Source organism: Porphyrobacter sp. YT40, from assembly GCF_006542605.1.
In the GTDB taxonomy this organism is placed as follows: domain Bacteria; phylum Pseudomonadota; class Alphaproteobacteria; order Sphingomonadales; family Sphingomonadaceae; genus Erythrobacter.
In genome coordinates this window covers 3,088,607-3,111,434 of record NZ_CP041222.1, presented here as the reverse complement: position 1 = coordinate 3,111,434, position 22,828 = coordinate 3,088,607, and the positions used below count along the sequence as shown (strand labels likewise).

Genomic DNA, 22,828 nt, shown 5'->3' with positions numbered 1-22,828 from the left:
GCGCACCCATGCGAGGGGGCATGGCACGGAGCGATTAAGAAAGCTTCAGCGTGGCTGGGCGCTGTCCGGCGGCGGGACAGGGCACGCGACAAAGATAAACCCCGCCGGGATCGCGCCCGGCGGGGTGTATTTTTTTCGTGAGTCCCCGCGAAGGCGGGGATCTCGTCAAAGCAGGCGCAAACCGGCCCGAGGCCCCCGCCTGTACGGGGGCTCACAAGGTTGGGTCACGCCACCCCGTGCGCCAGCGCCGCGAGCAGCAGCAGGGCGACGATGTTGGTGATCTTGATCATCGGGTTCACGGCAGGCCCGGCGGTGTCCTTGTAGGGATCGCCGACCGTGTCGCCCGTCACCGCGGCCTTGTGGGCTTCCGAGCCCTTGCCGCCGTGATTACCGTCCTCGATGTACTTCTTGGCATTGTCCCACGCCCCGCCGCCGGCGGTCATCGAAAGCGCGACGAACAGCCCGCCCACGATCACGCCCAACAGCAGCGCGCCCAATGCCGCAAAGCCGTTGTCCTGGCCCGCGATCGCGGTGATCACGAAGTACACCACCACCGGCGCCAGAACGGGCAGCAGCGAGGGGATGATCATCTCCTTGATTGCCGCCTTGGTGACGAGGTCGACGGTGCGCGCATAGTCGGGCTTGGAGGTGCCCGCCATGATCCCGGGATTGTCCCGGAACTGGTTGCGCACGTCGAGCACCACGTCACCCGCCGCACGGCCCACCGCGGTCATGCCCATCGCCCCGAACAGGTAGGGCAGCAGCGCCCCCAGCAAGAGGCCGACGATCACGAAGGGGTTTTCGAGGCTGAAATCGACATTCGCATCCGGGAAGAAGGTGCGAAGGTCGGTGGTGTAGGCGGCAAACAGCACCAGCGCGCCGAGGCCCGCCGAGCCGATGGCGTAACCCTTGGTCACGGCCTTGGTGGTGTTGCCCACCGCGTCGAGCAGGTCGGTCTTCTCGCGCACGCTATCGTCCAGACCCGACATCTCGGCGATGCCTCCCGCGTTGTCGGTAACCGGGCCATAGGCGTCCAGCGCCACGACCATCCCCGCCAGCGCCAGCATCGCGGTTGCCGCGTAGGCGATACCCATCAGCCCCGCGAGGCCATAGGCGATGATGATCCCCGCCACGATCACCAGCGTCGGCAGCGCGGTTGCCTCGAGGCTGATCGCGAGGCCCTGGATCACGTTGGTACCGTGGCCGGTTTCGGACGCCTTGGCGATCGAGCGCACCGGGCGATACTTGGTGCCGGTGTAGTACTCGGTGATCCAGATGATCAGGAAGGTGATCACAAGGCCGAGCAGGGCGCAGTAGAACAGACTCATGCCGGTGAACTCGGTCATGCCCTGACCGGGGTTCAGAACGGTATCCATCCCCACGCCAACGCTGCCCAGCGCATATTGCGTGACCAGCCAGATCAGCGGGATCGAGGTCACCGCGGTGACGATGAAGCCCTTGTACATCGCCCCCATCACGTTCGTGCCCCCGCCAAGGCGTACGAAATAGGTGCCGAGGATCGAGGTGACGATGCACGCGCCGCCGATCAGCAGCGGCAGCGCCATCATCGGCAGCAGCAGATCGCCCAGCTGCGTGAGCAGCAGCGCGGTCAGCACCATGGTAGCGCCGACGGTGACGACATAGGTCTCGAACAGGTCGGCGGCCATCCCGGCGCAATCTCCGACGTTGTCGCCCACGTTGTCCGCGATCACGGCGGGGTTGCGCGGGTCATCCTCGGGAATGCCTGCCTCGACCTTGCCGACAAGGTCCGCGCCGACATCTGCCGCCTTGGTGAAGATCCCGCCGCCCAGACGCGCGAAGATCGAGATCAGCGATGCGCCGAAGGCGAGGCCGACGAGCCCGTCGATCACTTCGCGGCTCGATGCCGTCAGACCCATCGGCCCGACCATCACGTAGAAGAACACCGCAATCGCCAGCAGCGCGAGGCCGGCCACCAGCATGCCCGTAATCGCACCTGCGCGGAAGGCGAGGGTGAGGCCCGCCTGAAGCCCTTCGGACGCCGCCTGCGCCGTGCGCACGTTGGAACGCACCGAGATGTTCATCCCGATATAGCCCGCAACGCCCGAAAGCACCGCGCCGGTGACGAAGCCAATCACTGCGGTGGTACCCAGCGCAAAGGCGACGATCGCGGCGACGACCACGCCAACGATCGCGATGGTGGTGTATTGACGGTTGAGGTAGGCCTGCGCGCCTTCCTGAATGGCGGCGGCAATTTCCTGCATCCGCGCGTTGCCAGGGCTGGCACGCAGCACCTGCGAGCTGGTGACGATGCCATAGACAATGGCAAGCACACCGAGCCCAATCGATATGAGCAATAGATTCACGAGCAATCCCCTCTCGTTATGTTGCTTCCCCCTTTTGCGGGGGCGCCCGCGCCTCGTTTTCAATCCCATGGGCGCGAAGCCCCTAGTCTTAGGGCCTCGCGAAGGGCTGGCAAGCCTCGCTGCGAGTGCCAATCCCGGTTTTGCGCCGGATTCAGCAGTTTTGGGAGGCTGCGAGGGGCAGGGTGCGGGCCTCAGCCGTGGCGATAGCCGAGGCTGGCGGGGTCGGTGAGGGCGGTCTCGCCGAGGGTCAGCGGCGCGAGGCCGTGCGGCGAAACGGTTCCGATGCGGTGCGCAGCTACTGGCAGGGTAGCCGATGGCCGCGCGGTGAACAGCAACTCGTAATCGTCGCCCCAGCGGATGCAGTCTTCCATTCGCGACGGGTCGGCGACGGGGATCGCGGCCGGATCGAGCGCGAGGGTCACGCCGCTTGCCTCGGCCATGCGGAAGGCATCGAGCAGCAGGCCGTCCGAGACATCCATCATCGCGGAGACAAGCGGCGCGAGTGCCCGGCCCTCGGCGAGGCGAGGGACGGGGCGGTCGAAGGCGGCGCGGTGCGCGGGGTCGCCTTCAAATCCTAGCATCGCCCGTCCGACCGGGCCGGTGAGGTAAATGTGATCGCCCGCCCGCGCGCCGCTGCGGGTGGGGACGGGCGTATGCGTCGCGCGGCCTATCGCGGTGAGGCCGAAGGTGCGCGCGCCGGCGGCGGCGATGGTGTCTCCGCCCAGCAGCGGCGTATCGAAAGCCGCCAGCGCCTCGCGCAAGCCTTCGAGGAAGCGCGCATCGTCGCGTCCTAGTGTATGCCCGAGCAGCACGCCCAGCGGCTCCGCGCCCTTGGCGGCCAGGTCCGAAAGGTTGGTCGCGACCAGCTTCGACGCCACGTCCGCCATATCGGCATCAGCGCGGAAATGGGTGCCCTCGGCCATCATGTCGTGGGTGAGGATCAGCGTCTCGCTGCCGAGCGCGATCACCGCGCAATCATCCGCCAGCCCGCGCGCACCGGGATGGAGCGGCAGGGCGCGCAGGGCGGCGATGAAATCGGGCTCGTTCATGGGCTGCAAACTCTAACCGTTCGGGCTGAGCCTGTCGAAGCCCTGTTCTTTCATCTTGAAAGGAAGAACGGCCCTTCGACCCCGGCTTTCGCCAGGGCAGGCAAGCTCAGGGCGAACGGAGGTTATGCTAGCCCCGCGCCTCTTTCGCCACAGCGTCCAGAATGCCATTGACGAACTTCGCCTGCCCGTCATCGAAGAAGGCCTTGGCGACCTCGACATATTCGTTGATCGCCACCGGGGCGGGCACGTCCTTGCGGGCGAGCAGTTCGTAGGTGCCCGCGCGCAGCACCTGCAGCATCGCCCGGTCGAGCCGGGTGAGATTCCAGCCGCTCGCCAGCTTGCTCGCGACCAGCGCGTCGATCTCGTCTCGCCGCGCGTCCACGCCGCGCACGACGTCGTCGAAGAAGGGCACTTCGGCATCGGCATATTCGGCCTCGTCGAAGGCATCCTCATCGATGGTGCGGCCCAGCCGGTGCTGGTGAAACTCGTCGAGCAGGCGGGCGAGCGCGGTGCCCTCCATATGCTGCTGGTAGAGCGCCTGCACGGCGGCGAGACGCGCGGCCGAGCGGGCTTTCGATCGGGCAGGAGAGTTCATTTGATCCTCAGTTCCACGGACTTGGCGTGGGCAGGCAGCCCCTCGGCATGGGCGAGGGTTGCGGCGGCAGGGCCGACATGCGCGAAGGACGCGGCATCAAGCCCCAGAAAGCTGGTGCGCTTCATGAAATCGAGCACCGACAGCCCGCTCGAAAAGCGTGCGCGGCGCCCGGTGGGCAGCACGTGGTTGGGCCCGGCGACGTAATCGCCCACCGCCTCGGGGGTCATCCGGCCGAGGAAAATGCTCCCGGCATGGCGGATGGCGTGCATGAAAGGCTCAGGATCGTCGACCGCTAGCTCCACGTGCTCCGCCGCCAGCCGGTTGGCGAGCGCCGGGGCTTCGGCGAGCAGATCGTTGACCACGATCATAACGCCGTGGGCGTCCCAGCTGGCGCGCGCGGTCTTGCCCGTGGCGAGAGCGGCGATCTGAAGGTCGATGCAGTCCTCCACCTGCCGCGCAAATCCGGCGTCGTCGGTGATGAGGATCGATTGCGAGGTCGGGTCATGCTCGGCCTGCGAGAGCAGATCGGCGGCAATCCAGTCGGGATCGTTCTTGCCGTCGGCGATCACGAGAATCTCCGAAGGGCCGGCGACCATGTCGATCCCGACCACGCCGTAAAGCTGGCGCTTGGCCTCGGCCACCCAGGCATTGCCGGGGCCGGTGATGACATCGACCGGGCGGATACGCTCGGTGCCATAGGCAAGCGCGCCGACCGCCTGCGCCCCGCCGATCCGCCAGATCTCGTCCACCCCTGCGATATGCGCAGCGGCGAGCACCATCGGGTTGGACTGGCCCTTGGGCGTCGGCGTGGTGATCGCGAGCCGCTCCACGCCTGCGACCCGCGCAGGGATCGCGTTCATCAGCAGCGAGGAGGGATAAGCCGCGCGCCCGCCGGGGACATAGAGGCCCGCCGCATCCACCGCCCGCCAGATCGCGCCGAGGCGCACGCCCGCATCGTCGGTGTAGTCGCGGTTCTGCGGCAGCTGCGCTTCGTGATAGGCGCGGATGCGCGCCGCCGCGAGCTCCAGCGCCTCGCGCAGGTCGGGGGCGAGGGCGTTGTAAGCCTCCTCGCACAGCTCGCGCGGGATCGACCAGTCGGCCTCTTCGGCAAGCGCATAGCCATCGAAGCGCTGGGTGAATTCCACCAGCGCCGCATCGCCGCGCAGCTTCACGGTCTGGAGAATGTCGGCCACCTGCCCCGCGACATCGGCGTCGGATTCGCGCCGCGCATCGACGATCCGGGCGAACTTCGCCTCGAAATCGGGCTGGAGCGTGGAGAGGATCTTGATCATGCGGGCTCGCTTTCCACCACGCGCCGGAAGGCATCGACCAGCGCGGCGACGCGGGGTTCGGTCTTCAAGGCGGTGCGGTTGACGATCAGACGCGCGCTGATGTCGAGGATCACCGAGGTTTCGACCAGCCCGTTTTCGCGCAAGGTGGTGCCGGTCGACACCAGATCGACGATCTGGCGCGCAAGGCCCAGCGAAGGCGCAAGCTCCATCGCGCCGTTCAATTTCACGCATTCGGCCTGCACCCCGGCGGCGGCGAAGTGGCGGCGGGTGAGGCTGGGATATTTCGTCGCGACGCGCAGGTGGCTGACGCTGCCCTGTTCCTCGGCATCCTCCGCCCGGCGCGCGACCGAGAGGCGGCAGAGCCCGATCCCCAGATCGACCGGGGCATAGAGATCGGCGTAGTCGAATTCCTCGATCACGTCCGAGCCGACGATCCCGACTTGCGCCGCGCCGTGGGCGACGAAGGTCGCGACATCGAAGGCGCGCACCCGGATCAGGCGCATGTCGGCGCGGTTGGTGCCGAAGGCGAGCGCGCGGCTCTTGGGATTGTGGAAGTCGGCGTCCGGCTCCACACCCGCGCGCGCCATCACCGGCAGCGCTTCATCAAGAATGCGCCCCTTGGGGACAGCGAAGGTCAGCTGTCCGATATTGTCGGAAATGCCAATGGTGGTCATGATCGGGGGCGCACTTAGGGGCGGGGAGGCGAAAGGGCAATGGTGATGGGCAATTCGGCGGACCGTCCGGCGTATGAATTCGTCGACATGAACACCGCCGGGCCGGGCGCGGTGGCGACGGCCTTTGCCAATCAGGTTGCCTATTGCGCAGCGGCGGGGGCGCATATCACCGCGCGAGTCTGCGCAGGTATTGCGGCGGTGCTGGCCTCGGACGCGCACGGCGCGCTGCTTGAGCGGGTGCGCGGGTGGCAGGGCGCGCCGCTCGCCGATGCGCTGCCACTGCGGGTGGCGGGGGGATTGCACGCGCTCCACCTGTCCGCCGCAGCACCAGAGCTTGCGCCGATCTATGCGGGCGAGGCTGCCGATGATGCCGCAGTAATCGCTCAGGTGATCGCCGCGCACGAGGCTTCTCTGCTGCCGTGGCTCGACGGTCCGCCGCAGACCAACGAGGCGGGGCGCTCGGCCAATTTCATCGCCGCGATGCTGTGGCTGGGCGAGCAGGGTCTGCCGCCCGCATTCCAGTGTCTCGAAATCGGGTCGAGCGCGGGGATCAACCTGATGCTCGATCGCTACGCCTATGATCTTGGCGGGGTGAAGGTCGGGCCGGAGGCGGCGGTGATGCACTTCGCTCCCGCATGGCACGGCGCGCCGCCGCCATCGCGGGACATCGCCATCACCTCAACCAAAGGCTGCGACGTCGCGCCGGTCGATCTCATCGATCCGGCTGAGGCGCTGCGGCTCAAGGCCTATATCTGGCCCGAGCACACCGTTCGTTTCGAACGGATGGACGCCGCGATCCGCGCCGCTTCGACACGCAAGCCCGATTTGGTGCGGGCCACCGCCGCCGACTTCGTCTAGGCCGAACTCGCGAGGCCTCAGGCGAGCGGCACGACGCGGATACTGATGCATTCGATCGTGTGGCAATATGTCCCTGCCGATCAGCAGGCGCGGGTGACGGCGGCAATGGAGGCGGCAGGCGCGCGGGCGACGGCGGATGCGCCGCTGGCATGGGTAATGGTCGAGGCTGACCGCTCAGTCCATCGCCACAAGCTGACGGTGCGATACTGGCCCGGCGGCGAGGCGGAGACGCAACTCGCATGGTCGCACCCGCATGGCGCGGATGTGGAGTGGCTGGGCTAGCCTAAATCCGTTCGCCCTGAGCTTGTCGAAGGGCCGTCCTTCACTTTGGGTCTGGGCGCGGAATCGCAACCGAAGTGCGGTGCTTCGACAAGCTCAGCACGAACGGGGTTCGGGCTTAACACTCCAGAAACGCCTCCATCGCCGCGTTCACGGCCTCGCGCGCTTCCCACGGCACGAAATGCCCACAGTCAGGCACACGCACGATAGTAAGCGGGTCGATGATGTCCTCCAGCCCTTCGAGGTTCTCGGCGGGCAGGGCGAGATCGTCGATGCCCCAAATCACCAGCGTCGGGATGGTCAGCTTGGGCAGGGCAGGCGGCGTCCAGCCCTCGGGAATGGCGAAAGGCGCGTCCATCGTCGGCACGTCGATCGGGCTGGCGCGGTAGTAGTTGAGCATCCCGAAGGCTGCATCGCGGTTCTGCCAGTCGCGCAGTAACTGGTCGCGCTCCTCGGGCTCCATCTTGCTGGGGCGATCCCACTTCACTTCCTTTAGCAGCAGGCCAGTGAGGCCATGCTCCTTCACCAGCGCATCATTGGCCGGATCGCGGAAGCCGCGGATATACTGGCTCGCCTCGCGCTGGCCGGGGTGGGTGTAGAGCAACCTTTGGAATATCACCGGATGCGGCGCATTGGCGATGACCGCGCGGGTGACGCGGGCGTGCTGGCCCCCCAGCGCCACGCCCCAGGCAATCGCGCCGCCCCAGTCGTGGCCGACGATGGTGAAGTGCGGTATCGCCAGCGTATCCGCCAGCAGGAAGATATCGCCGATCAGGTTGGCCGGGGCATAGGCCTCGACCGCTTGCGGCTTTGACGATCCGCGATAGCCGCGCTGGTCGGGCGCGATGCAGCGGTAGCGGTCCCTGAAATGCGCGATCTGGTGGCGCCACGTCCGGTGGCTTTCGGGAAAGCCGTGGAGGAAGATCAGCACCGGCGCATCGACCGGGCCTTCGTCGACGATGTCGAGGTGGATGCCGTTGGGCAGATGGACGCGCTTGAGATCGAACATCACTGCTGCTCCAGCTTGTCCATGTAGCCCTTGGCGACCATGCCTGCGACCTGATCGAACAGCGCTTCGGGCGTGCGGCGCGCTTCGCCCATGGCGAGCTCCATGCCTTCCGCGACGATGATCTCGCGCTCACCCTTCGCCATGCCATCGAGCATCTGGCGCGCCGCGACATCGGCCGGGATGCCCTCGTCGATCGCCTTGTCGCTGCGACCGCGCTGCGTGCCGTCGGCGTTGAGCGCATTGCGCGAGACATTGGTGGCGACCGAGCCGGGGTAGATCGTGTGGACGCTGACGCCATTGACGGTCAGCTCGGCGCGCAGCGCGTCGGCATAGCCCGCCAGCCCGAACTTGGCGGCGGAATAGGCGGTGCGCATCGGCACGCCGACCTTGCCCGCGATCGAGGAAATGAACCCCAGCGCCCCCGATCCACGCTCCGCCATGTGACCGATCAGCCCCTGCGTGAAGGCGATCTGCGCGAGCAGGTCGACTGCGATGATGTCGCGATAGACCTGCATCGACGTTTTCAGCGCGCGGCTGCGCTGCGAGATTCCGGCATTGGCAAAGGCGATGTCGACACCGCCTTTCCACGCAATCGCCTTCGCGGTGGCTTCGGCCAAGGCCGCCTCGTCGCGCACATCGAAGGCGATGATCAGGCTTTCAGTGCACTCGGCTGCGACTTCCGCCAGCCGCGCTTCATCACGCCCCGACAGCACCACATGAGCCCCGCGCGCCGCCAGTTCCCGCGCCAGCGCTGCGCCGATGCCCGAAGAAGCCCCGGTGATCCACGCCACCTTGCCCGTATAGTCCATCACTCTCTCCCGAAGCTGTGCTTTCAGGGATAGCTGACGGTCTTGGGCTTGTCGGGCAAGGGGATAAATTCTTCCTCATCGCCGGGGACGAGCGGGAAGCGGCCCGCGCGCCAATCGTCCTTCGCCTGATTGATCCGCTCGCGGTCCGAGCTGACGAAGTTCCAGAACACGTGGCGTTTGGTGGCGAAAGCCTCGCCGCCGAGCAGCATCACGCGCCCGCCGCTTTCGCTGGAGAGGCGCATCGCGGTGCCCGGTGCCAGCACCGCCAGCTGATAACGCTCCAGCGCCACGCCATCGACCGCCGCGCTGCCATCGACCAGCATCACCGCGCGCTCGTCGGCCTCGGAGTCCAGGGGGATCGCGCCGCCGGCTTCGAGCACGATGTCGGCATAGATCGTTTGGGCATAGGTCGTGGTTGGCGCGCGCGTGCCCCACAATTCGCCCATGATCACGCGCGCCTGTGCGCCGCTGTCCTCGACCACGGGCAGATCCTTCACCGCCTCGAACGCCGGGTCGATCTCCTCGCGCCCGTCGGGCAGGGCGAGCCAGGTCTGCATCCCGAACATCCCGGGATTGGTTGCGAGCTCGCCTTGCGGGCTCCGCTCGGAATGGACGATCCCGCGCCCGGCGGTCATCAGGTTGACCTGTCCGGGGCGGATCGTGGCGAAGGTTCTGAGGCTGTCGCGGTGGTCGATCGCACCGTCGAACAGCCAGGTGACGGTGGCGAGGTTGATGTGCGGATGCGGGCGCACGTTCATGCCGTCGCCGGTGAGGTCGGCCGGACCGAATTCGTCGACGAAGATGAAGGGGCCGACCATCGTGCGCGCCTTGGAGGGCAGCACGCGGCGCACGGTGAAGGCGCCCAGATCGTGCGTGACTGGGGTGATGGTCTGGGTGATCATGGACCGGGCTCCTGCTGTGCGATCATGTCGGCAAGGTTGGCAGGAAAGATTGGTTCCTTCCACTCCGCCAGTTCGGCGCGGGTGAACCAGCGGTGCTGCGTCATCAATGCCTGTTCGAGCGCGGTGTGGCCCGCCGTGTCGATCGCCGCTTCGGCGACCCGCACGAGGAAGAAGCGCTCGTCGGCCTGCACCGGCTCGCCTTCGACCGTGACGAATTCGGGCGTCATCCGGGCGATCTGCGGGCCCGGATCGGCGGTGATCCCCGTCTCCTCCAGCAGTTCGCGCCGCGCCGCATCCTCGAAGCTTTCGTCCGGCTCGCACTCGCCGCCCGCCGTCACCCAGAAGGGTTCGCGCCCCGGCACGTCATAGCGGAACATCAGCGTGCGGCCTTCGGGGTCGAGCACGATCAGCCGCGCCGCGCGGCGCAGGCGCAGGGCGGGGTTGAGGCTATCGGGATCCTCGAGGCTCATTCGGCTGGCGCGCCCGCCTTGATCGCAACCGCATGGACGCGCTGGCCGACGATATCGCCGAGCGCCGCGATCACCGCGCGCTGGCGGGCGAGGCGATTCATGGTCGCAAAGGCCGCTGCCTCGATCTCGATGGTGAAGTGCGATTCACCTGATCCGTCGTCGCCCATGTGGCCCGAATGCTTGGCGCTGTCGTTGATGATCGCGAGCCGCGTGGGCGCGAAGGCCTCGGTCAATCGAACGCGCATTTCCTCGGCTACGGACATCGGGTTTTTCCTTTTTTGCAAGCGTTGCGGGCCAATTCGGGGTTGGAACTTGGGTCCCCAATCGCCATTCTTGGCCCCTATGCCTTCACCACGATTTCACGGCCGCGTCGAGAGCCCGGGGCGCCAATGCGAGGCCCCCGGCTGCCGCGAGGCGGGCGAATTCCGCGCGCCCGGCCGTCGCCCGCACGGCTTCGACGGGCCTGGCGAATGGCGCTGGTTCTGTCTGGATCACGTGCGCGAATTCAACGCGGGATACGACTGGTTCGAGGGCCTCAGCGCCGAAGAAATCATTCGCGCGCAGTCGCCCATTTCAGGCTGGCAAACCGAAAGTCGCGTCTTCCGCCCCACCGCCGGGATTGCCGACGCGCCGCGCTGGGCCGACTATGCCGATCCCTTGGATGCGATCAGCGCCCGCGCACGCGGCATCAAGTCGCGGGCAGAGCGCGAGGGGCGGATGGCCGCGGCGGGCCGTTTCAGCCGCGAGGAGGCGAGCGCGCTCGAGGTCATGGGCCTCGGCTCCGACACCGACCGCACCCGGCTGCGGCGGCGCTATTCCGAGCTGGTGCGCCGCTACCACCCCGACCGCAACGGCGGCGACCGGCGGCACGAGGCGCAGCTGACGGCGGTGGTCGATGCCTATCAATTGCTCAGGAAAAGCGCCGCGCTGGCCTAGTCGGCAATCGCCGACGCGATGGCGGCATGATCGAGCTTCCGCATGTGCATCATCGCGCCGAACGCCCGCCGCGCGGTTTCGCCTCCCTGTGCGAGGGCTTCGGTAAGGATGCGCGGGGTGATCTGCCAGTTCACGCCCCACCTGTCCTTGCACCACCCGCAGGCGCTTTCCGCGCCGCCATTGCCGACGATCGCGTTCCAGTAGCGATCGGTTTCCTCCTGCGTATCCGTGGCGATCTGGAACGAGAAAGCCTCGGTGTGCGGGAAGATCGGGCCGCCGTTGAGGCCGATGCAGGGCGTGCCGCAGATGGTGAACTCGACAAGCATGACATCGCCCGCCTTGTTGCCGGGGTTGTCCATCGGCGAGCGGTGCACCGCGCCCACGTGGCTATCGGGAAAGACGCTGGCGTAGAAATGCGCCGCAGCCTCGGCCTCTGTGTCGTACCAGACGCAGATGGTGGTCTTGGCGGTCATGGCGCGGCTCCCTTGATGATCGCCGCATCGATGGCATTGGCCTCGGCATAGGCGGGGCGCTGCGTGATGCGCTCGACATAGGCGCGGAAGACGGGGCGTTCGGGCACCGTGCCGAACCTCAGGCCCCAGACGAACTGGCTGCCGAAAAAGGTATCGGCCATGGTGAAGCGGCTGCCCGCAGCAAAATCGTTGGCCTTGAGCCAGCTTTCGACAGCATCGAGCGCGAGGTCGAGGCTGCCGAAACCGGCCATGCCCTGCTTTCCCTCGGGCACCTCCCAGCCCATCGCCTTGCCGATGATCGCCTGCTCCAATGGCCCGGCGGCGAAGAACAGCCAGCGGAAATATGCGGCACGCTCGTGCGCGTCGGGAAGCAGCCCTTTTTCGGGATGCGTTTCGGCGAGGTAGTGGTTGATCGCCGCGCATTCGGTGACGACGTGATCATGCCCGCCATGATGATGTACCAAGGTGGGCACCTTGTTCATCGGGTTGAGGCTTTTTAGGATCGCAGGGCGCGTTGCCCAGTCGAACACCACCTGTTCGTAATCCGCGCCCGCCTCGTGCAAAGCCCAGCGCGACATCTGCCCGCGGCTCATGGCGACGGTGTAGAAGGTGAAGGCGGCCATTGTTCAGACCTCCCCGATGAACAGCGGCTCGAACCCGCCGATGATCATGCGCTTGCCGTCGAAGGGCATGTCGCTGCCGTCGGGCGCGCCGAACTCGGTTTCCATGCGCGGATCGGCCATCAGCTTTTCGTGGCTGGCCTCGGCAGTGGCGCGGTCGGGCCAGGTCATCCACGAGAAGACGATCTTCTCGTCGCCTTGCGCCTGCACGGCCCGGCGGAAGTCGGTGGTGTGGCCATCCTTCACGTCGGCCTCCCAGCATTCGATCTGCGAAAGCGCGCCGTAATCCTTGGCGATTGCCCAGAACTTGGCCGCGACATCGCGGTAGGCATCCTGGTTACCTTCGGAAACCGGGATCACGAAACCCTGAACATACATCGACTGCCTCCTTCCATCGCGACTCGATCCTTGCCGAATGTGCGCGCATTGGTTACCTAAAGCAACGATGAAGTTACCAAAGGAAACTACAGCGGCGCATGGTCGATGGTATGCCGACGCCTGCGGCACAGCCTTCGGGCTTGAGCTGCTCGGCGAGCGCTGGGCGATGCTGATCGTGCGCGAGCTGATGCTGGGCGGGCGGCGCTTTTCGGATCTGCGCACCAGCCTCCCCGGCATCAGCGCCAAGGTGCTGACCGAGCGGCTGGCGGGGCTGGAGGCGAGCGGCGTGCTCACCCGCCGCCAGCTGCCGCCCCCGGCCGCGACGCAGGTCTACGAACTCACCGAATGGGGCTATCGCGCCGAGCCGCTGTTGCAGGAATTGGGGCGCTGGGCGGCGCTCTCGCCGGATCACGATCCGACGCTGCCGATGTCGGCGGTGTCGATGATGCTGTCGTTGCGCACGATGATCGATCCCGCCCGCGCGGGCGACCGGAAGGCGTGGATCGGCTTCGACATTGCCGGCGAGACCTTCCTCGCGCGGCTCAAGGACGGGCAATTGCCGATCGCGCGCCGCCCGCTAGCGGACCCGGACTTCGCCTTCACTGCGCGCGATGCGCAGGTGCTGGTGGCGCTGTTCTACGGCAAGGTCGCGCCAGAGGCCCTTGAAAAGGACGGCGCGCTGGCGATCAGCGGCGAACGGGCGGCGGCGCTCGATTTCGTCAGCCTGTTCGACATTCCCAAGCTCTAGGTCTGCCGGAACGCCCAGCGCAATGTCCGGCCCATGCCCCAGGTCGCCGCGCGGGCCGGGAGGGCGGTCAGCACCGGGCGTTGCAACCGCAGCATCTGCCGCGCCCAATCGGGCAGCATCGCGACGGCATCGGCGGTGATCATGGTCTGCACCGCGACCGGCGTGCCCTTGGGCCGCTGGCTCAGCACCAGCTGCGCGACCTCGCGCGCTTGCGGTGAGGTGGCGAGATCGTGGCGCAGCTCGCGAAAAATGCGCTCGGCCTCGACGCGGGTTTCGGGGACGGGATCAGCGCCCAGCATTCGCGCGATCACCGCGAACTGGCGATAGTATTCGTCCTGCTCGTGGCCCGGCATATCGGGGCGGACGTGGCGGAGATAGCCCGCGAGGAAGCTCTGCGCCTCGGTCACGTGGACCCACGCCAGAGTCCTCGGATTGGTCGCTTCATAACGGGTGCCATCGGGCAGCGTGCCACCGACATGCGCGTGGATGCGGTTGACGCGCGCGATCGCCTTCAGCGCCTCGTCGCGATGGCCGAAGGTGGTCACAGCGATGAACCGCGCGGTGCGTTGCAACCGCCCGTGCATGTCCTCGCGAAAATTGGAATGGTCGAGCACGCCCTGGAGCGCCTCCGGATGGAGCATCTGCAACAGCAGCGCGCGCACCCCGCCGGTCATCATGCCGACGATATCGGCGTGAACCTGCCGGATCGGCGTATCGCGTGCGAACAGCGCGTCGTCAGAGGGCGGGGTGGGGGTCTGGCCCTTGCTCGCATCGTGAAACACGCCGCGCACCTGGGACACCAGCTTCAGGCGCAGCGATTCGACCGGATCGGGCATGAGGCGAATATAGGGACGATCGGGGGGCGTGAAAGGCACGCTCGTCAAATTGCCAGCGCGCGGGGGCAAACCACCGCTTGCAGGCTTTGCCCTTGCGCTCTAACCGAACCGCGTGATGACTTCAGCTTCCAAGAACACTGTCGCCGGCGATAGCGCCTTGCCCACCCAGCCCGACACCACGGTCGATGTCCGCGAGGTCTTCGGCATCGATGTCGACTGGCAGGTGCCCGCTTTCTCGCAAGGCAGCGAGCACGTGCCCGAGACCGACGGCGCCTATGTCTTCGATCCCGACACCACGCTGGCGATTCTCGCAGGCTTTGCCCACAACCGCCGGGTGATGGTGCAGGGCTATCACGGCACCGGCAAGTCGACCCACATCGAACAGGTCGCCGCGCGCCTCAACTGGCCGAGCATCCGCGTGAACCTCGATGCGCATATCAGCCGCATCGATCTGGTCGGGCGCGATGCGATCGTGCTGAAGGACGGGCTTCAGGTCACCGAGTTCAAGGAAGGCATTCTGCCCTGGGCGCTCCAGCACCCGGTGGCGCTGACCTTCGACGAATATGACGCGGGCCGGCCGGACGTGATGTTCGTGATCCAGCGCATCCTCGAATTCGATGGCCGCTTGACGCTGCTCGACCAGAACCGGGTGATTACGCCGAACCCGTGGTTCCGGCTGTTCGCCACCACCAACACCGTGGGCCTTGGCGATACCTCGGGTCTCTATCACGGCACGCAGGCGATCAATCAGGCGCAGATGGACCGCTGGAACATCGTCGTGGCGCTGAACTATCTGAAGCCCGAGGTGGAGCAGCAGATCGTCAAGTCCAAGACCCCCGAGGCCGATGACAAGCTGATCGCCGACATGGTGAAGGTGGCCGAACTCACCCGCCAAGGCTTCATCAACGGCGATATCTCGACCGTGATGAGCCCGCGCACCGTCATCACCTGGGCGCAGAACGCGGCGATCTTCAAGTCGACCGGCTTCGCCTTCCGCCTCTCCTTCCTCAACAAGTGCGACGAGGCGGAGCGCACGCTGGTGGCCGAATACTACCAGCGCGTCTTCGGCGAAGACCTGCCGGAAGGCGCGGCGAAGAAGCGGTAATCGCCTGAATTCGCGTTGACGCCGGGCCGCTCCCGGCTATTTTGTCCTGACATTCGGGGGGCAACAAATGGTCATGCGCGGCGCGCTCGGTTCAGGTCTGGCGGCTCTTGTCGCGGCATGTCTGGCAGGCCCGCTGGCAGCGCAGGAGGCCGATGGCCCCGATGTCGAATTCCGGCAGGTTCCGGCCGTCTTCGTGCCGGCAATGGCAGGAAGCGGCGAGGAGGTGTTCGAGGAAATCGGCATCGTCCTGCTTTTTCCGCTGCTCTGGCCCTCGTCCACGCGCATTGATGAGGACGTGACGCTCTCGTTCCGCGGCCAGCAGACCGTGATCAAGGCGGGCACCCTGCTACCGCGGGTGATGGTCAGGAAGGCTGGCGAGACCGACGTCTGGCGCCAGCCGTTCTGCGTCCGCTCGCGCAACAAGGCGCGCAACGAGGGACTGCCGATCCTGCTTCAGCAACTCAACGACCTCACCAAGAGCCTGCGCGACGGTCAGCTGTGCCTCGAAGACAGCGACGGAGACGGCCAGCTCGATCGCGCGCTGGCACTCGGGTATGGCAAGAAGGTGATCGACCTCGGCGAAATCCCCGCACAGCCTTACGAGGAAAAGCGCGGCGCGCTTATCGGGGAGGGCAATTCGGCGTTCCTCAGCCTGGCGACCGTCAGGGAAGATTGGGCCGAACTGGAGCTCAAGATCCTCATCGACGATGAATGGGTCGACCAGTTCGATTCGCTGCGGATTGGCGACATCACGCTGAACCGCAAGAACGTGTTCGCCGTCGGTAAAAAGTCGGCCTACAGCCCGTTTGCCGGGATCGAGATCGAATTGCTCGAAACCAACCGGCGTGACAACTCGGCAAGGTTCCGCTGGCGACAGGTCAGCGACGAGGTGCGGGTCTACCCCATTCCCGAAAAGCGCAAGCTTTAGTCCCTCTTGCCCCCAAGTGTCCTATCCTGATAACACAGCCCTCCCATGGCGCTGTTTGATCGATTCTGGAAAGGCTCCCGTGCCGATGCCTCCGATGGGCCGGGCACGCCTGCGGGATTCTTCCCGCTGTATGAATCGAGCCGCCCTGTCGATGACGAAGACGACGACGATCTCCCGCGCCCGAAGGTCTCGGCCACGCCCGATTACGAAACCTGGGACGCGCGGCTCGGCGAGATCGACGAGGCACTTGAGGGTGAGGAAAGGCGCCGCCTGCGCTGGTGGCAGCGCGACTACTGGCGCGCGCGCAGCAAGTGGTGGTGGACGGGTCGGGGCGTGCTGGCGGCGCTGGCGCTGTTCGTCACGCTGATCGGCTGGCTGGCGATCACCGCGCCGCTTTCCAAGAGCCTCGAGCCCATCGCGCCGCCGCAGGTGACGCTGCTCGCCAGCGACGGCACGCCCATTGCGCGACAGGGCGCGGTGGTGGAGGCTCCGGTCAAGGTCGCCGACCTGCCGCCGCACGTGGTCGAGGCCTTCCTCGCGATCGAGGACCGGCGGTTCTATTCGCACTGGGGCATCGACCCGCGCGGCATCGCTCGGGCGGCGTGGACGGGTTATGGCGGTGGCTCGACGATCACCCAGCAACTCGCCAAGTTCACCTTCCTCACCCCCGAACAATCCGTCAGCCGCAAGGCGCGCGAAGCGCTGATCGCGCTGTGGATGGAAAGCTGGCTGACCAAGGACGAAATCCTCGAACGCTACCTCTCCAACGCCTATTTCGGCGACAACCAGTACGGGTTGCGCGCTGCGAGCCTGCATTACTTCTACCGCCAGCCCGAAAAACTGCGCCCTGAACAGGCGGCGATGCTGGCGGGGCTGTTGCAGGCGCCCTCACGCTATGCGCCGACCAAGCATTACGACAAGGCGAAGAGGCGGATGGATCTGGTGATCCAGTCGATGGTCGATGTCGGCTATCTGACCGAGGCCGAGGCGCGGGCGCTACCCGATCCGCGCATCGACGTGCGCACCCGCGACGACAATCTGCCGACCGGCACCTATTTCGCCGACTGGGCGCTGCCGCTGGCGCGCGAGGGGATGGAGGCGAGCTATTCGAAGCAGACGCTCACCACCACGCTCGATTCGCGGTTGCAGGCGCTCGCCAGCCGGATCGTCGGCCGCGCGCCGCTGGGCAAGGCGCAGGTGGCGCTGGTGGCGATGCGGCGCAATGGCGAGGTGGTGGCGATGGTGGGCGGGCGCGATTACCGCAAATCGCCCTTCAACCGGGTCACGCAGGCCAAGCGCCAGCCGGGATCGACCTTCAAGACCATCGTCTATCTCGCCGCGCTGGAGAACGGGTGGGAGCCGGACGACACCATCCCCAACACCCCGATCACGCAAGGGTCTTACCGCCCCAAGAACGCGCGGGAACGCTATTCCGACCAGATCACGCTGGAAGATGCCTTCGCCTCTTCGAGCAATGTCGCGGCGGTGCGGCTGTTTCAGGCGGTGGGCAGCGAGAAAGTGATCCGCACCGCGCGGCGGCTGGGCATCACATCGCCGATGACCGAGGGCGACCCGAGCCTTGCGCTCGGCACGTCCTCGATGACGCTGATGGAGCTGACCGCGGCCTATGCCGGGATCGCCGCCAACGAATACCCGGTCGAACCCCACGCCTTCCCGCGCGGCGAGCAGAGCTGGCTCGAATGGCTGACCACCCGCACCGATTCCATGTCGAACGGCACGCACGAGGATCTCGAAGGGATGCTGCGCGCCGCGATCAATCGCGGGACGGGGCGCAATGCCGTGCTGCCGATCGCCAATTACGGCAAGACCGGCACCACGCAGGATTACCGCGACGCGCTGTTCGTGGGCTATGCGGGCGATCTGGTGGTGGGGGTGTGGGTCGGCAATGACGACAACACCCCGCTGAACGGCATCACCGGCGGCAGCCTGCCCGCGAGGATCTGGGCCGATTTCATGCGCGCCGCGCTGAAGATCGACGCCGCGCCCGCACCGGTGGCGGAGGACACGCCCGACCCCGAAGGCCCGGTCCAGCCGCTCGACGTGCCCGAGGGCGGCGAGATTCCTCTGGGTGAAGACGGCACCAGCCTTGAGGTGGACCGCGAAGGCATGACCTTGCGGCAGGACGGCGTGCCGATCGAATTGCGGCTCGACGGGGGCGGGGTGGTGATCCAGCCTGCACCTGCCCCGAGCGCGCAGCCGCCACCGTGATCCGGCGCGGCGGGTAGGCGCAGGCCTCAGACCATCAGGATGTTCATCACCGCCGTGGCGATGGGGCGCGCACGGTCGGTCTGCCAGGCTTCCACGGTGACATTGGCATTGCGCCGGCCCAGCCGGGTGATTCGCCCCACCGCAAAGCTGGCCTGCGACTTGCCCGCCGCGAGATACTGGACGGTAATGTTGATCGGCTTCATCACCGGATCGCGCCCCGCCGCCACCAGCGCGGTGCGCAGCGCGGCATAGCCCGCGTTCTCGAGCAGGCCCGCGGTCGCCCCGCCATGGAAATGCTGCGGGCGGCCTTCGACCAGCGGGCCGAAATCGACCGTCAGCACCGGCATCCCGCCCTCGCTGTCGCCGGTCGCGACGATCCCGAGCGAGCGGGCATAGGCGGGCAGTTCCAAGGCCTCAGGCATCGCCGCCCCCTTGCACCGCCGGGTTGGCGGATCGCGGATCGGCGCCGATGGTCATGAACACGCCCGCAACGTTGGCGACCGGATCTTCGATCATCTCGTCATAGGCGATCCCGCGCACGAAGGCGGCCGAGCGGGTCAGGCGATAGCATTCGACCCGCCCGCGCACGCTTGCCCGCTCGCGCGCGGGTCGCTGGTAATCGACCCGCAGGTCGAGCGTCGCGACCGGCGCAAAGGTGCCGCGCGTCTGCCAGATCGCCATGCCGCTCGCCATGTCCATCAGGCTGATGATCGGACCCGAGGCGAGCACCGGGCGGCTGGCATCACCGAGCAGATCCTCGCGCCAGGGCAATTCGAGCTCGACCCAGTTGTCGCCCTGATCGGTGAAGCGCAGACCCAGCCAGCCGGTGTGGCCGTGGCGGAAGAACCATTTCGAGGCCTCACGCGCGTCGAACCGGGGGGAGGGGGGTGTGGTCATGGCATGGCGCATAGGGGCAAGGACGCGCGGCGCGCAACGGTCGAATTGGGAGAGAGCAACTCCCCTCCCCAGCGGGGAGAGGCCGGGGGGTGGGGGCTCTGCCCTATCGACCGCGGAGCCTCCATCCCCAACCCCTTCCCCTCGGGGAAGGGGCTAGACTACAGCACGCCCCCCGCCAGCCGGTCGATCGCGCCTTGCAGGATCACCGCGGCGGCATGGCTGTCGATCGCGGCGGCGCGTTTGGCGCGGCTCATGTCCTGTCCGATCATCGCGGCTTCGGCGGCCTGGGTCGACCAGCGCTCGTCCCACAGCAGCACGGGGAGCGCGAAGGCCTCGGCGCAGTTCCTTGCATAGGCGCGGCTGGCCTGCGCGCGCGGGCCTTCGGAGCCGTCCATGTTGCGCGGCAGGCCGAGCACGATCCCGCGGATCGCGCGGCTCTTGATCAGCGCCGCCAAGGTCTCGCGGTCGCGGCCCCACTTGCCGCGCTGGATCGTGGTGCCATTGGTGGCAAAGCGCCATCCCGCATCGCAGGTCGCGGTGCCGATGGTCTTGGTGCCGAGGTCGAGCCCGAGCAGCGCGCCGCCCGCTTCCCCCACGGCCTCGCCGAAGGCGCGCGCGTCTTCGAAGATCAGGCCGGGGGCGTCCATGCGTCCGCCCGCCGGATCACGTCCGCCTTGGTGTTGGCCCAGAACAGCGGCAGGTCGTAGACGTGGTAATTGTTGCCCGGGAGCACATAGGCGCCCATTTCGGGCGGCGGGCCGATCAGCAGCAGGCCGCTGGGCGCGCAGCGGGCGGGAACGAGACTGGGCACCAGCTTGCCGCTCTGCATCGAATCCTCGGGCACGAGCGTGCCGAGATTGGCGCTGGCAGGCGCGCTGCCGCCCACACCGCCGGTGAGCGGATTGGTGCACAGCATCGGGCTGTCCCCCGGCGCATCGCCATCGAGCGCCGGAGTCGTGCCATAGGCTTCGAGCACCAGCGCTGGATCGGCCGGCTCGGCAAAGCTCGACCAGCTGACGATGCAGCCGGTCTGAAGGGGCGCGGCGCAGGCCGGGAAGCCGATCACGGGGAGATCATGCTCCACCGAGACCGGCCAGCCGATCACATAGGCCGCCACCAGCCGCGTGGCGACGGGCGTGGCCTGCACCTCCTCGGCCAACAGGCGCTTCAGGTGCAGCGCCCCTTGCGAATGGCCCGCCAGCACGATGGGCATCTGCGGATCGACCGATGACAGGAAATACCGGAACGCCTCGCGCACGTCGGCATAGGCGGCGTCGATCGCTCGGCTGCCCTCGGGCGCGTCGGTAAGGAAGGCGCCCATCGTGGCCTGCCGATAGCGCGGGGCCCAGATCTCGCTGGCCGCGTTGAAGGGGCTCGCCATGCCGCGCAGATAGATGCGGGCGATACGCTCGGCCTCGGGATCGCCGCCGCCGGTCAGCGGCGCGTTCCAGCTGGTGCGGTTTACATAGCTGGTGGGGTGAATGAAGAAGACCGCAAAATCGCGCGCGGGCGGCTCTGACGGGGAGGGCAGCGCGCCGCGATCCTCGGCATAGGCCGGTTGCCAGCGCGCCGGATCGCTCACCCCGATGCCGGGGCGCGAATACCACAGGGCGGGGTCTTCCCAGGCATTGGCCTGCATCGGCGCGACGGGGGCGAAGTCGACCGAAGGCACCGTCGCCCATCTGGTCAGCTGCGCCGGAAACAGCGCCAGCGCAAAAGCGCCCGCGATCACCAGCACGATGCAGGCAGCGACGAAATAAAGGAACTTGCGGGCCATGTCCGGTGTGTCTCGCCTGCCTATTGGGCGGCTTTGCCCTCGGCTATCGCAGGACGCAGCGTCGTCCACGCCCGGTCACTGCGCAGGCTGGAGAACCATGTCGCCGGGTTCCAGTTGGTCGAACCGTCGAGGCTGAAGGTGATGAACTCCGCGCGCCCGCCGATATTGGCCATCGGCACCGGCCCGCCAAGCCCGTCGGCAATCGCCGGTGCGCGGCTGTCGGCCGAAAGATCGCGGTTGTCGCCCATCACGAAGACCGAATCCGCCGGAACGGTGATCTCGTCGTAATTGTCGAGGTCCTGATCGCGGTAATCAATGGTGAGATAGGTCGCGCCGTTGGGCAGGGTTTCGCGCCAGGTCGGCGGATCGAAATAGTCGCGCCCGTCGGAGCCGGTCTTGCGATACTGCTCGAAGGCCTGAAGGCAGGCGCGCTCGCCGCTTTCATCGCGGCACATCAGTTCGGGCTCGAACGGCAGACGCACCGCGGGCACGACCTCGCGCTGGATCGGCTTGCCGTTGAGGATGATCACGCCATCCTTCACTGCGATCCGGTCGCCCGGCAGGGCGACCACGCGCTTGATATAGTCGATATCCTCGTCCGGGTGCACCGGTATCACGATGTCGCCATATTCCGGCGTCGCCGGCCAGATCCGCCAGCTGCCGCGCGGCAGCAGGTGGAAGCTCGCCGAGGCCCAGGACCAGCCATAGGGATACTTGCTCACCACCAACCGGTCGCCCACCCACAGGGTCGGCATCATGGAGGTCGAGGGGATGTAGAACGGCTTGGCGACGAGGCTGTGGAACGCCAGCACCGCCAGCAGCATCAGCGCGAGGCCCCGGATTTCGGCGAGCCAGTTGACCTTGTCGGTTGCGTCGCTGTCAGTCACGCTCGGGCTTTCGTCGGTTGCGATGGGGGTTGCCATGGGAGGGCTCTTCAAAGGGGAACGGCTTCGATGATGACGAAGGCCTGCGCCCAGGGGTGATCGTCGGTAAGCGTCAGATGTATGCGCGCCTCATGGCCTTTCGGCGTCATTTCTTCAAGCCGCAAAGCCGCCCCGCCCGCGAGCGCCAGCGTCGGCGCGCCCGAGGGGGCGTTGACGACGCCGATGTCCTTCATGAACACCCCGCGCCGAAAGCCGGTTCCGACCGCCTTGGAGAAAGCCTCCTTGGCGGCGAAGCGCTTGGCATAGGTGCCCGCGATGGTGAAGGGGCGGCGGCGCGCCTTGGCGATTTCGACTTCGGTGAAGACACGGTTCTCGAATCGCTCGCCGAAGCGTTCGAGCGAATTGGCGATGCGCTCGATATTGCAGAGGTCGCTGCCGAGGCCGATGATCACTTGAATGCCCTTACAATAACCGCCACCAGCAACCCCACCGCGATTACGTGGAGCATCACCTGCGCCTTGAACAGCGGGTGCGCGAAGTCGCCCTTGGCGACGCGGCCCGCGCCGACGAAGCCGAAGATCATCAGCGCCACCCAGCCGACCGCGAAGACCTGCATCACGCCGGTGTTGAGCGCGAAGCCGAGAAAGCCCACCGCCAGCAGGAACAGCGCAGCGGCGGCGAAGGCCCAGCGCTTCTGTTCGCCGGTGAGGGCAGGGAGGTCAGGCTCGGCCACGC

At 67.0% G+C, this 22,828-nt stretch carries 26 protein-coding genes and 1 pseudogene; 6 read left to right on the top strand and 21 right to left on the bottom strand.

Features of this window, described 5'->3' with window-relative positions:
- Positions 1-224: 224 nt before the first annotated feature.
- The 5 genes from E2E27_RS14665 to hisG all read right to left on the bottom strand — a co-directional run bounded on the left by E2E27_RS14665 (position 225) and on the right by hisG (position 5,955).
- Positions 225-2,345: a sodium-translocating pyrophosphatase gene (locus E2E27_RS14665; protein WP_141460361.1), complete on the bottom strand. Its 2,121-nt coding sequence runs from the start codon at positions 2,343-2,345 to the stop codon at positions 225-227.
- Between the two features lie 191 nt (positions 2,346-2,536).
- Positions 2,537-3,394 (bottom strand): thiamine-phosphate kinase, encoded by an 858-nt coding sequence (gene thiL / locus E2E27_RS14660; protein ID WP_141460359.1) that lies wholly within the window; start codon positions 3,392-3,394, stop codon positions 2,537-2,539.
- Between the two features lie 127 nt (positions 3,395-3,521).
- A complete protein-coding gene (gene nusB / locus E2E27_RS14655; protein ID WP_141460357.1) occupies positions 3,522-3,989 on the bottom strand; it encodes a transcription antitermination factor NusB in 468 nt (155 codons plus the stop codon).
- Positions 3,986-5,281 carry a histidinol dehydrogenase gene (gene hisD / locus E2E27_RS14650; RefSeq protein WP_141460355.1) on the bottom strand — a complete coding sequence of 432 codons (1,296 nt, stop codon included), beginning with the start codon at positions 5,279-5,281 and terminating at the stop codon, positions 3,986-3,988. Before hisD ends, nusB begins: the two co-directional genes overlap by 4 nt.
- Entirely contained in the window at positions 5,278-5,955 is a 678-nt protein-coding gene (gene hisG, locus E2E27_RS14645; protein WP_141460353.1) for an ATP phosphoribosyltransferase, read from the bottom strand. The genes hisD and hisG overlap by 4 nt, the downstream gene beginning before the upstream one ends.
- A gap of 39 nt (positions 5,956-5,994) precedes the next feature.
- Here hisG and E2E27_RS14640 point away from each other — a divergent pair.
- A pseudogene (locus E2E27_RS14640) lies at positions 5,995-7,095 on the top strand (DUF2332 domain-containing protein).
- A gap of 115 nt (positions 7,096-7,210) precedes the next feature.
- Here the strand turns inward: E2E27_RS14640 and E2E27_RS14630 are convergent.
- Genes E2E27_RS14630 through E2E27_RS14610 form a run of 5 tightly spaced genes read right to left on the bottom strand, consistent with a single transcriptional unit; the run spans position 7,211 to position 10,527 of the window.
- Positions 7,211-8,101 (bottom strand): alpha/beta fold hydrolase, encoded by an 891-nt coding sequence (locus tag E2E27_RS14630; RefSeq protein ID WP_141460351.1) that lies wholly within the window; start codon positions 8,099-8,101, stop codon positions 7,211-7,213.
- Entirely contained in the window at positions 8,101-8,910 is an 810-nt protein-coding gene (locus E2E27_RS14625) for an SDR family NAD(P)-dependent oxidoreductase (protein WP_141460349.1), read from the bottom strand. Before E2E27_RS14625 ends, E2E27_RS14630 begins: the two co-directional genes overlap by 1 nt.
- Before the next feature lie 23 nt (positions 8,911-8,933).
- Positions 8,934-9,812, bottom strand: a complete 879-nt coding sequence (locus E2E27_RS14620; RefSeq protein WP_141460347.1) for a pirin family protein — start codon at positions 9,810-9,812, stop codon at positions 8,934-8,936.
- Positions 9,809-10,282 (bottom strand): NUDIX hydrolase, encoded by a 474-nt coding sequence (locus E2E27_RS14615; RefSeq protein WP_141460345.1) that lies wholly within the window; start codon positions 10,280-10,282, stop codon positions 9,809-9,811. The genes E2E27_RS14620 and E2E27_RS14615 overlap by 4 nt, the downstream gene beginning before the upstream one ends.
- The gene (locus E2E27_RS14610; protein WP_502705519.1) at positions 10,279-10,527 is read right to left on the bottom strand and encodes a BolA family protein; all 249 of its coding nucleotides are present in this window, start codon (positions 10,525-10,527) and stop codon (positions 10,279-10,281) included. Before E2E27_RS14610 ends, E2E27_RS14615 begins: the two co-directional genes overlap by 4 nt.
- Before the next feature lie 97 nt (positions 10,528-10,624).
- Here E2E27_RS14610 and E2E27_RS14605 point away from each other — a divergent pair, with 97 nt between their 5' ends.
- Positions 10,625-11,218, top strand: coding sequence for a DnaJ domain-containing protein (locus E2E27_RS14605; RefSeq protein ID WP_141460341.1), 594 nt, complete (start codon positions 10,625-10,627; stop codon positions 11,216-11,218).
- On the opposite strand, the gene E2E27_RS14600 is transcribed toward E2E27_RS14605, so the two are convergent.
- Genes E2E27_RS14600 through E2E27_RS14590 form a run of 3 tightly spaced genes read right to left on the bottom strand, consistent with a single transcriptional unit; the run spans position 11,215 to position 12,689 of the window.
- Complete coding sequence (locus E2E27_RS14600) at positions 11,215-11,691, bottom strand: VOC family protein (protein WP_141460339.1); 477 nt, start codon at positions 11,689-11,691, stop codon at positions 11,215-11,217. The genes E2E27_RS14605 and E2E27_RS14600 overlap by 4 nt on opposite strands.
- Positions 11,688-12,314: a glutathione S-transferase family protein gene (locus tag E2E27_RS14595; RefSeq protein ID WP_141460337.1), complete on the bottom strand. Its 627-nt coding sequence runs from the start codon at positions 12,312-12,314 to the stop codon at positions 11,688-11,690. Before E2E27_RS14595 ends, E2E27_RS14600 begins: the two co-directional genes overlap by 4 nt.
- Positions 12,315-12,317: 3 nt before the next feature.
- A complete protein-coding gene (locus E2E27_RS14590) occupies positions 12,318-12,689 on the bottom strand; it encodes a DUF1428 domain-containing protein (protein WP_141460335.1) in 372 nt (123 codons plus the stop codon).
- A gap of 67 nt (positions 12,690-12,756) precedes the next feature.
- On the opposite strand from E2E27_RS14590, the gene E2E27_RS14585 reads away from it, so the two are divergent.
- Complete coding sequence (locus tag E2E27_RS14585) at positions 12,757-13,437, top strand: winged helix-turn-helix transcriptional regulator (protein ID WP_141460333.1); 681 nt, start codon at positions 12,757-12,759, stop codon at positions 13,435-13,437.
- Here E2E27_RS14585 and E2E27_RS14580 read toward each other — a convergent pair.
- Entirely contained in the window at positions 13,434-14,273 is an 840-nt protein-coding gene (locus E2E27_RS14580) for an oxygenase MpaB family protein (RefSeq protein WP_141461938.1), read from the bottom strand. The two genes, E2E27_RS14585 and E2E27_RS14580, sit on opposite strands and share 4 nt — an antisense overlap.
- A gap of 115 nt (positions 14,274-14,388) precedes the next feature.
- On the opposite strand from E2E27_RS14580, the gene cobS reads away from it, so the two are divergent.
- From cobS to E2E27_RS14565, 3 genes are all read left to right on the top strand, one after another.
- Positions 14,389-15,378: a cobaltochelatase subunit CobS gene (cobS, locus tag E2E27_RS14575; RefSeq protein ID WP_141460331.1), complete on the top strand. Its 990-nt coding sequence runs from the start codon at positions 14,389-14,391 to the stop codon at positions 15,376-15,378.
- A 67-nt stretch (positions 15,379-15,445) separates the two neighbouring features.
- The gene (locus tag E2E27_RS14570; RefSeq protein WP_141460328.1) at positions 15,446-16,306 is read left to right on the top strand and encodes a hypothetical protein; all 861 of its coding nucleotides are present in this window, start codon (positions 15,446-15,448) and stop codon (positions 16,304-16,306) included.
- Positions 16,307-16,351: 45 nt separating this feature from the next.
- Complete coding sequence (locus E2E27_RS14565; protein ID WP_141460326.1) at positions 16,352-18,535, top strand: transglycosylase domain-containing protein; 2,184 nt, start codon at positions 16,352-16,354, stop codon at positions 18,533-18,535.
- Between the two features lie 26 nt (positions 18,536-18,561).
- Here the strand turns inward: E2E27_RS14565 and E2E27_RS14560 are convergent, their stop codons facing one another.
- The 7 genes from E2E27_RS14560 to E2E27_RS14530 all read right to left on the bottom strand — a co-directional run bounded on the left by E2E27_RS14560 (position 18,562) and on the right by E2E27_RS14530 (position 22,826).
- Positions 18,562-18,957, bottom strand: coding sequence for a PaaI family thioesterase (locus tag E2E27_RS14560; protein ID WP_141460324.1), 396 nt, complete (start codon positions 18,955-18,957; stop codon positions 18,562-18,564).
- Positions 18,950-19,432, bottom strand: coding sequence for a PaaI family thioesterase (locus tag E2E27_RS14555; protein WP_141460322.1), 483 nt, complete (start codon positions 19,430-19,432; stop codon positions 18,950-18,952). The genes E2E27_RS14560 and E2E27_RS14555 overlap by 8 nt, the downstream gene beginning before the upstream one ends.
- Before the next feature lie 158 nt (positions 19,433-19,590).
- On the bottom strand, positions 19,591-20,079 hold the full coding sequence (ruvX, locus tag E2E27_RS14550) for a Holliday junction resolvase RuvX (protein WP_141460320.1): 489 nt from the start codon (positions 20,077-20,079) through the stop codon (positions 19,591-19,593).
- Positions 20,061-21,209, bottom strand: a complete 1,149-nt coding sequence (locus E2E27_RS14545; RefSeq protein WP_141460318.1) for a DUF3089 domain-containing protein — start codon at positions 21,207-21,209, stop codon at positions 20,061-20,063. Before E2E27_RS14545 ends, ruvX begins: the two co-directional genes overlap by 19 nt.
- Positions 21,210-21,229: 20 nt before the next feature.
- Positions 21,230-22,132: a signal peptidase I gene (lepB, locus tag E2E27_RS14540; RefSeq protein ID WP_141460316.1), complete on the bottom strand. Its 903-nt coding sequence runs from the start codon at positions 22,130-22,132 to the stop codon at positions 21,230-21,232.
- An 11-nt stretch (positions 22,133-22,143) separates the two neighbouring features.
- Positions 22,144-22,545 (bottom strand): holo-ACP synthase, encoded by a 402-nt coding sequence (gene acpS / locus E2E27_RS14535; RefSeq protein WP_141460314.1) that lies wholly within the window; start codon positions 22,543-22,545, stop codon positions 22,144-22,146.
- On the bottom strand, positions 22,542-22,826 hold the full coding sequence (locus E2E27_RS14530; RefSeq protein WP_141460312.1) for a pyridoxal phosphate biosynthetic protein: 285 nt from the start codon (positions 22,824-22,826) through the stop codon (positions 22,542-22,544). Before E2E27_RS14530 ends, acpS begins: the two co-directional genes overlap by 4 nt.
- Between the last annotated feature and the right edge of the window lie 2 nt (positions 22,827-22,828).

Bases quoted from the DNA above. Each gene is read 5' to 3' on its own strand.
- E2E27_RS14610 (WP_502705519.1), bottom strand. From the start codon at position 10,527: ATGCGCGTTCGATTGACCGAGGCCTTCGCGCCCACGCGGCTCGCGATC.
- hisG (WP_141460353.1), bottom strand. From the start codon at position 5,955: ATGACCACCATTGGCATTTCCGACAATATCGGACAGCTGACCTTCGCT.
- E2E27_RS14580 (WP_141461938.1), bottom strand. From the start codon at position 14,273: ATGCCCGATCCGGTCGAATCGCTGCGCCTGAAGCTGGTGTCCCAGGTG.
- E2E27_RS14600 (WP_141460339.1), bottom strand. From the start codon at position 11,691: ATGACCGCCAAGACCACCATCTGCGTCTGGTACGACACAGAGGCCGAG.
- E2E27_RS14590 (WP_141460335.1), bottom strand. From the start codon at position 12,689: ATGTATGTTCAGGGTTTCGTGATCCCGGTTTCCGAAGGTAACCAGGAT.
- E2E27_RS14625 (WP_141460349.1), bottom strand. From the start codon at position 8,910: ATGGACTATACGGGCAAGGTGGCGTGGATCACCGGGGCTTCTTCGGGC.
- E2E27_RS14565 (WP_141460326.1), top strand. From the start codon at position 16,352: ATGGCGCTGTTTGATCGATTCTGGAAAGGCTCCCGTGCCGATGCCTCC.
- E2E27_RS14560 (WP_141460324.1), bottom strand. From the start codon at position 18,957: ATGCCTGAGGCCTTGGAACTGCCCGCCTATGCCCGCTCGCTCGGGATC.
- hisD (WP_141460355.1), bottom strand. From the start codon at position 5,281: ATGATCAAGATCCTCTCCACGCTCCAGCCCGATTTCGAGGCGAAGTTC.
- E2E27_RS14620 (WP_141460347.1), bottom strand. From the start codon at position 9,812: ATGATCACCCAGACCATCACCCCAGTCACGCACGATCTGGGCGCCTTC.
- E2E27_RS14615 (WP_141460345.1), bottom strand. From the start codon at position 10,282: ATGAGCCTCGAGGATCCCGATAGCCTCAACCCCGCCCTGCGCCTGCGC.
- lepB (WP_141460316.1), bottom strand. From the start codon at position 22,132: ATGGCAACCCCCATCGCAACCGACGAAAGCCCGAGCGTGACTGACAGC.
- cobS (WP_141460331.1), top strand. From the start codon at position 14,389: ATGACTTCAGCTTCCAAGAACACTGTCGCCGGCGATAGCGCCTTGCCC.
- E2E27_RS14630 (WP_141460351.1), bottom strand. From the start codon at position 8,101: ATGTTCGATCTCAAGCGCGTCCATCTGCCCAACGGCATCCACCTCGAC.
- E2E27_RS14555 (WP_141460322.1), bottom strand. From the start codon at position 19,432: ATGACCACACCCCCCTCCCCCCGGTTCGACGCGCGTGAGGCCTCGAAA.
- nusB (WP_141460357.1), bottom strand. From the start codon at position 3,989: ATGAACTCTCCTGCCCGATCGAAAGCCCGCTCGGCCGCGCGTCTCGCC.
- thiL (WP_141460359.1), bottom strand. From the start codon at position 3,394: ATGAACGAGCCCGATTTCATCGCCGCCCTGCGCGCCCTGCCGCTCCAT.
- E2E27_RS14570 (WP_141460328.1), top strand. From the start codon at position 15,446: ATGGTCATGCGCGGCGCGCTCGGTTCAGGTCTGGCGGCTCTTGTCGCG.
- E2E27_RS14605 (WP_141460341.1), top strand. From the start codon at position 10,625: ATGCCTTCACCACGATTTCACGGCCGCGTCGAGAGCCCGGGGCGCCAA.
- E2E27_RS14585 (WP_141460333.1), top strand. From the start codon at position 12,757: ATGAAGTTACCAAAGGAAACTACAGCGGCGCATGGTCGATGGTATGCC.
- ruvX (WP_141460320.1), bottom strand. From the start codon at position 20,079: ATGGACGCCCCCGGCCTGATCTTCGAAGACGCGCGCGCCTTCGGCGAG.
- E2E27_RS14595 (WP_141460337.1), bottom strand. From the start codon at position 12,314: ATGGCCGCCTTCACCTTCTACACCGTCGCCATGAGCCGCGGGCAGATG.
- E2E27_RS14545 (WP_141460318.1), bottom strand. From the start codon at position 21,209: ATGGCCCGCAAGTTCCTTTATTTCGTCGCTGCCTGCATCGTGCTGGTG.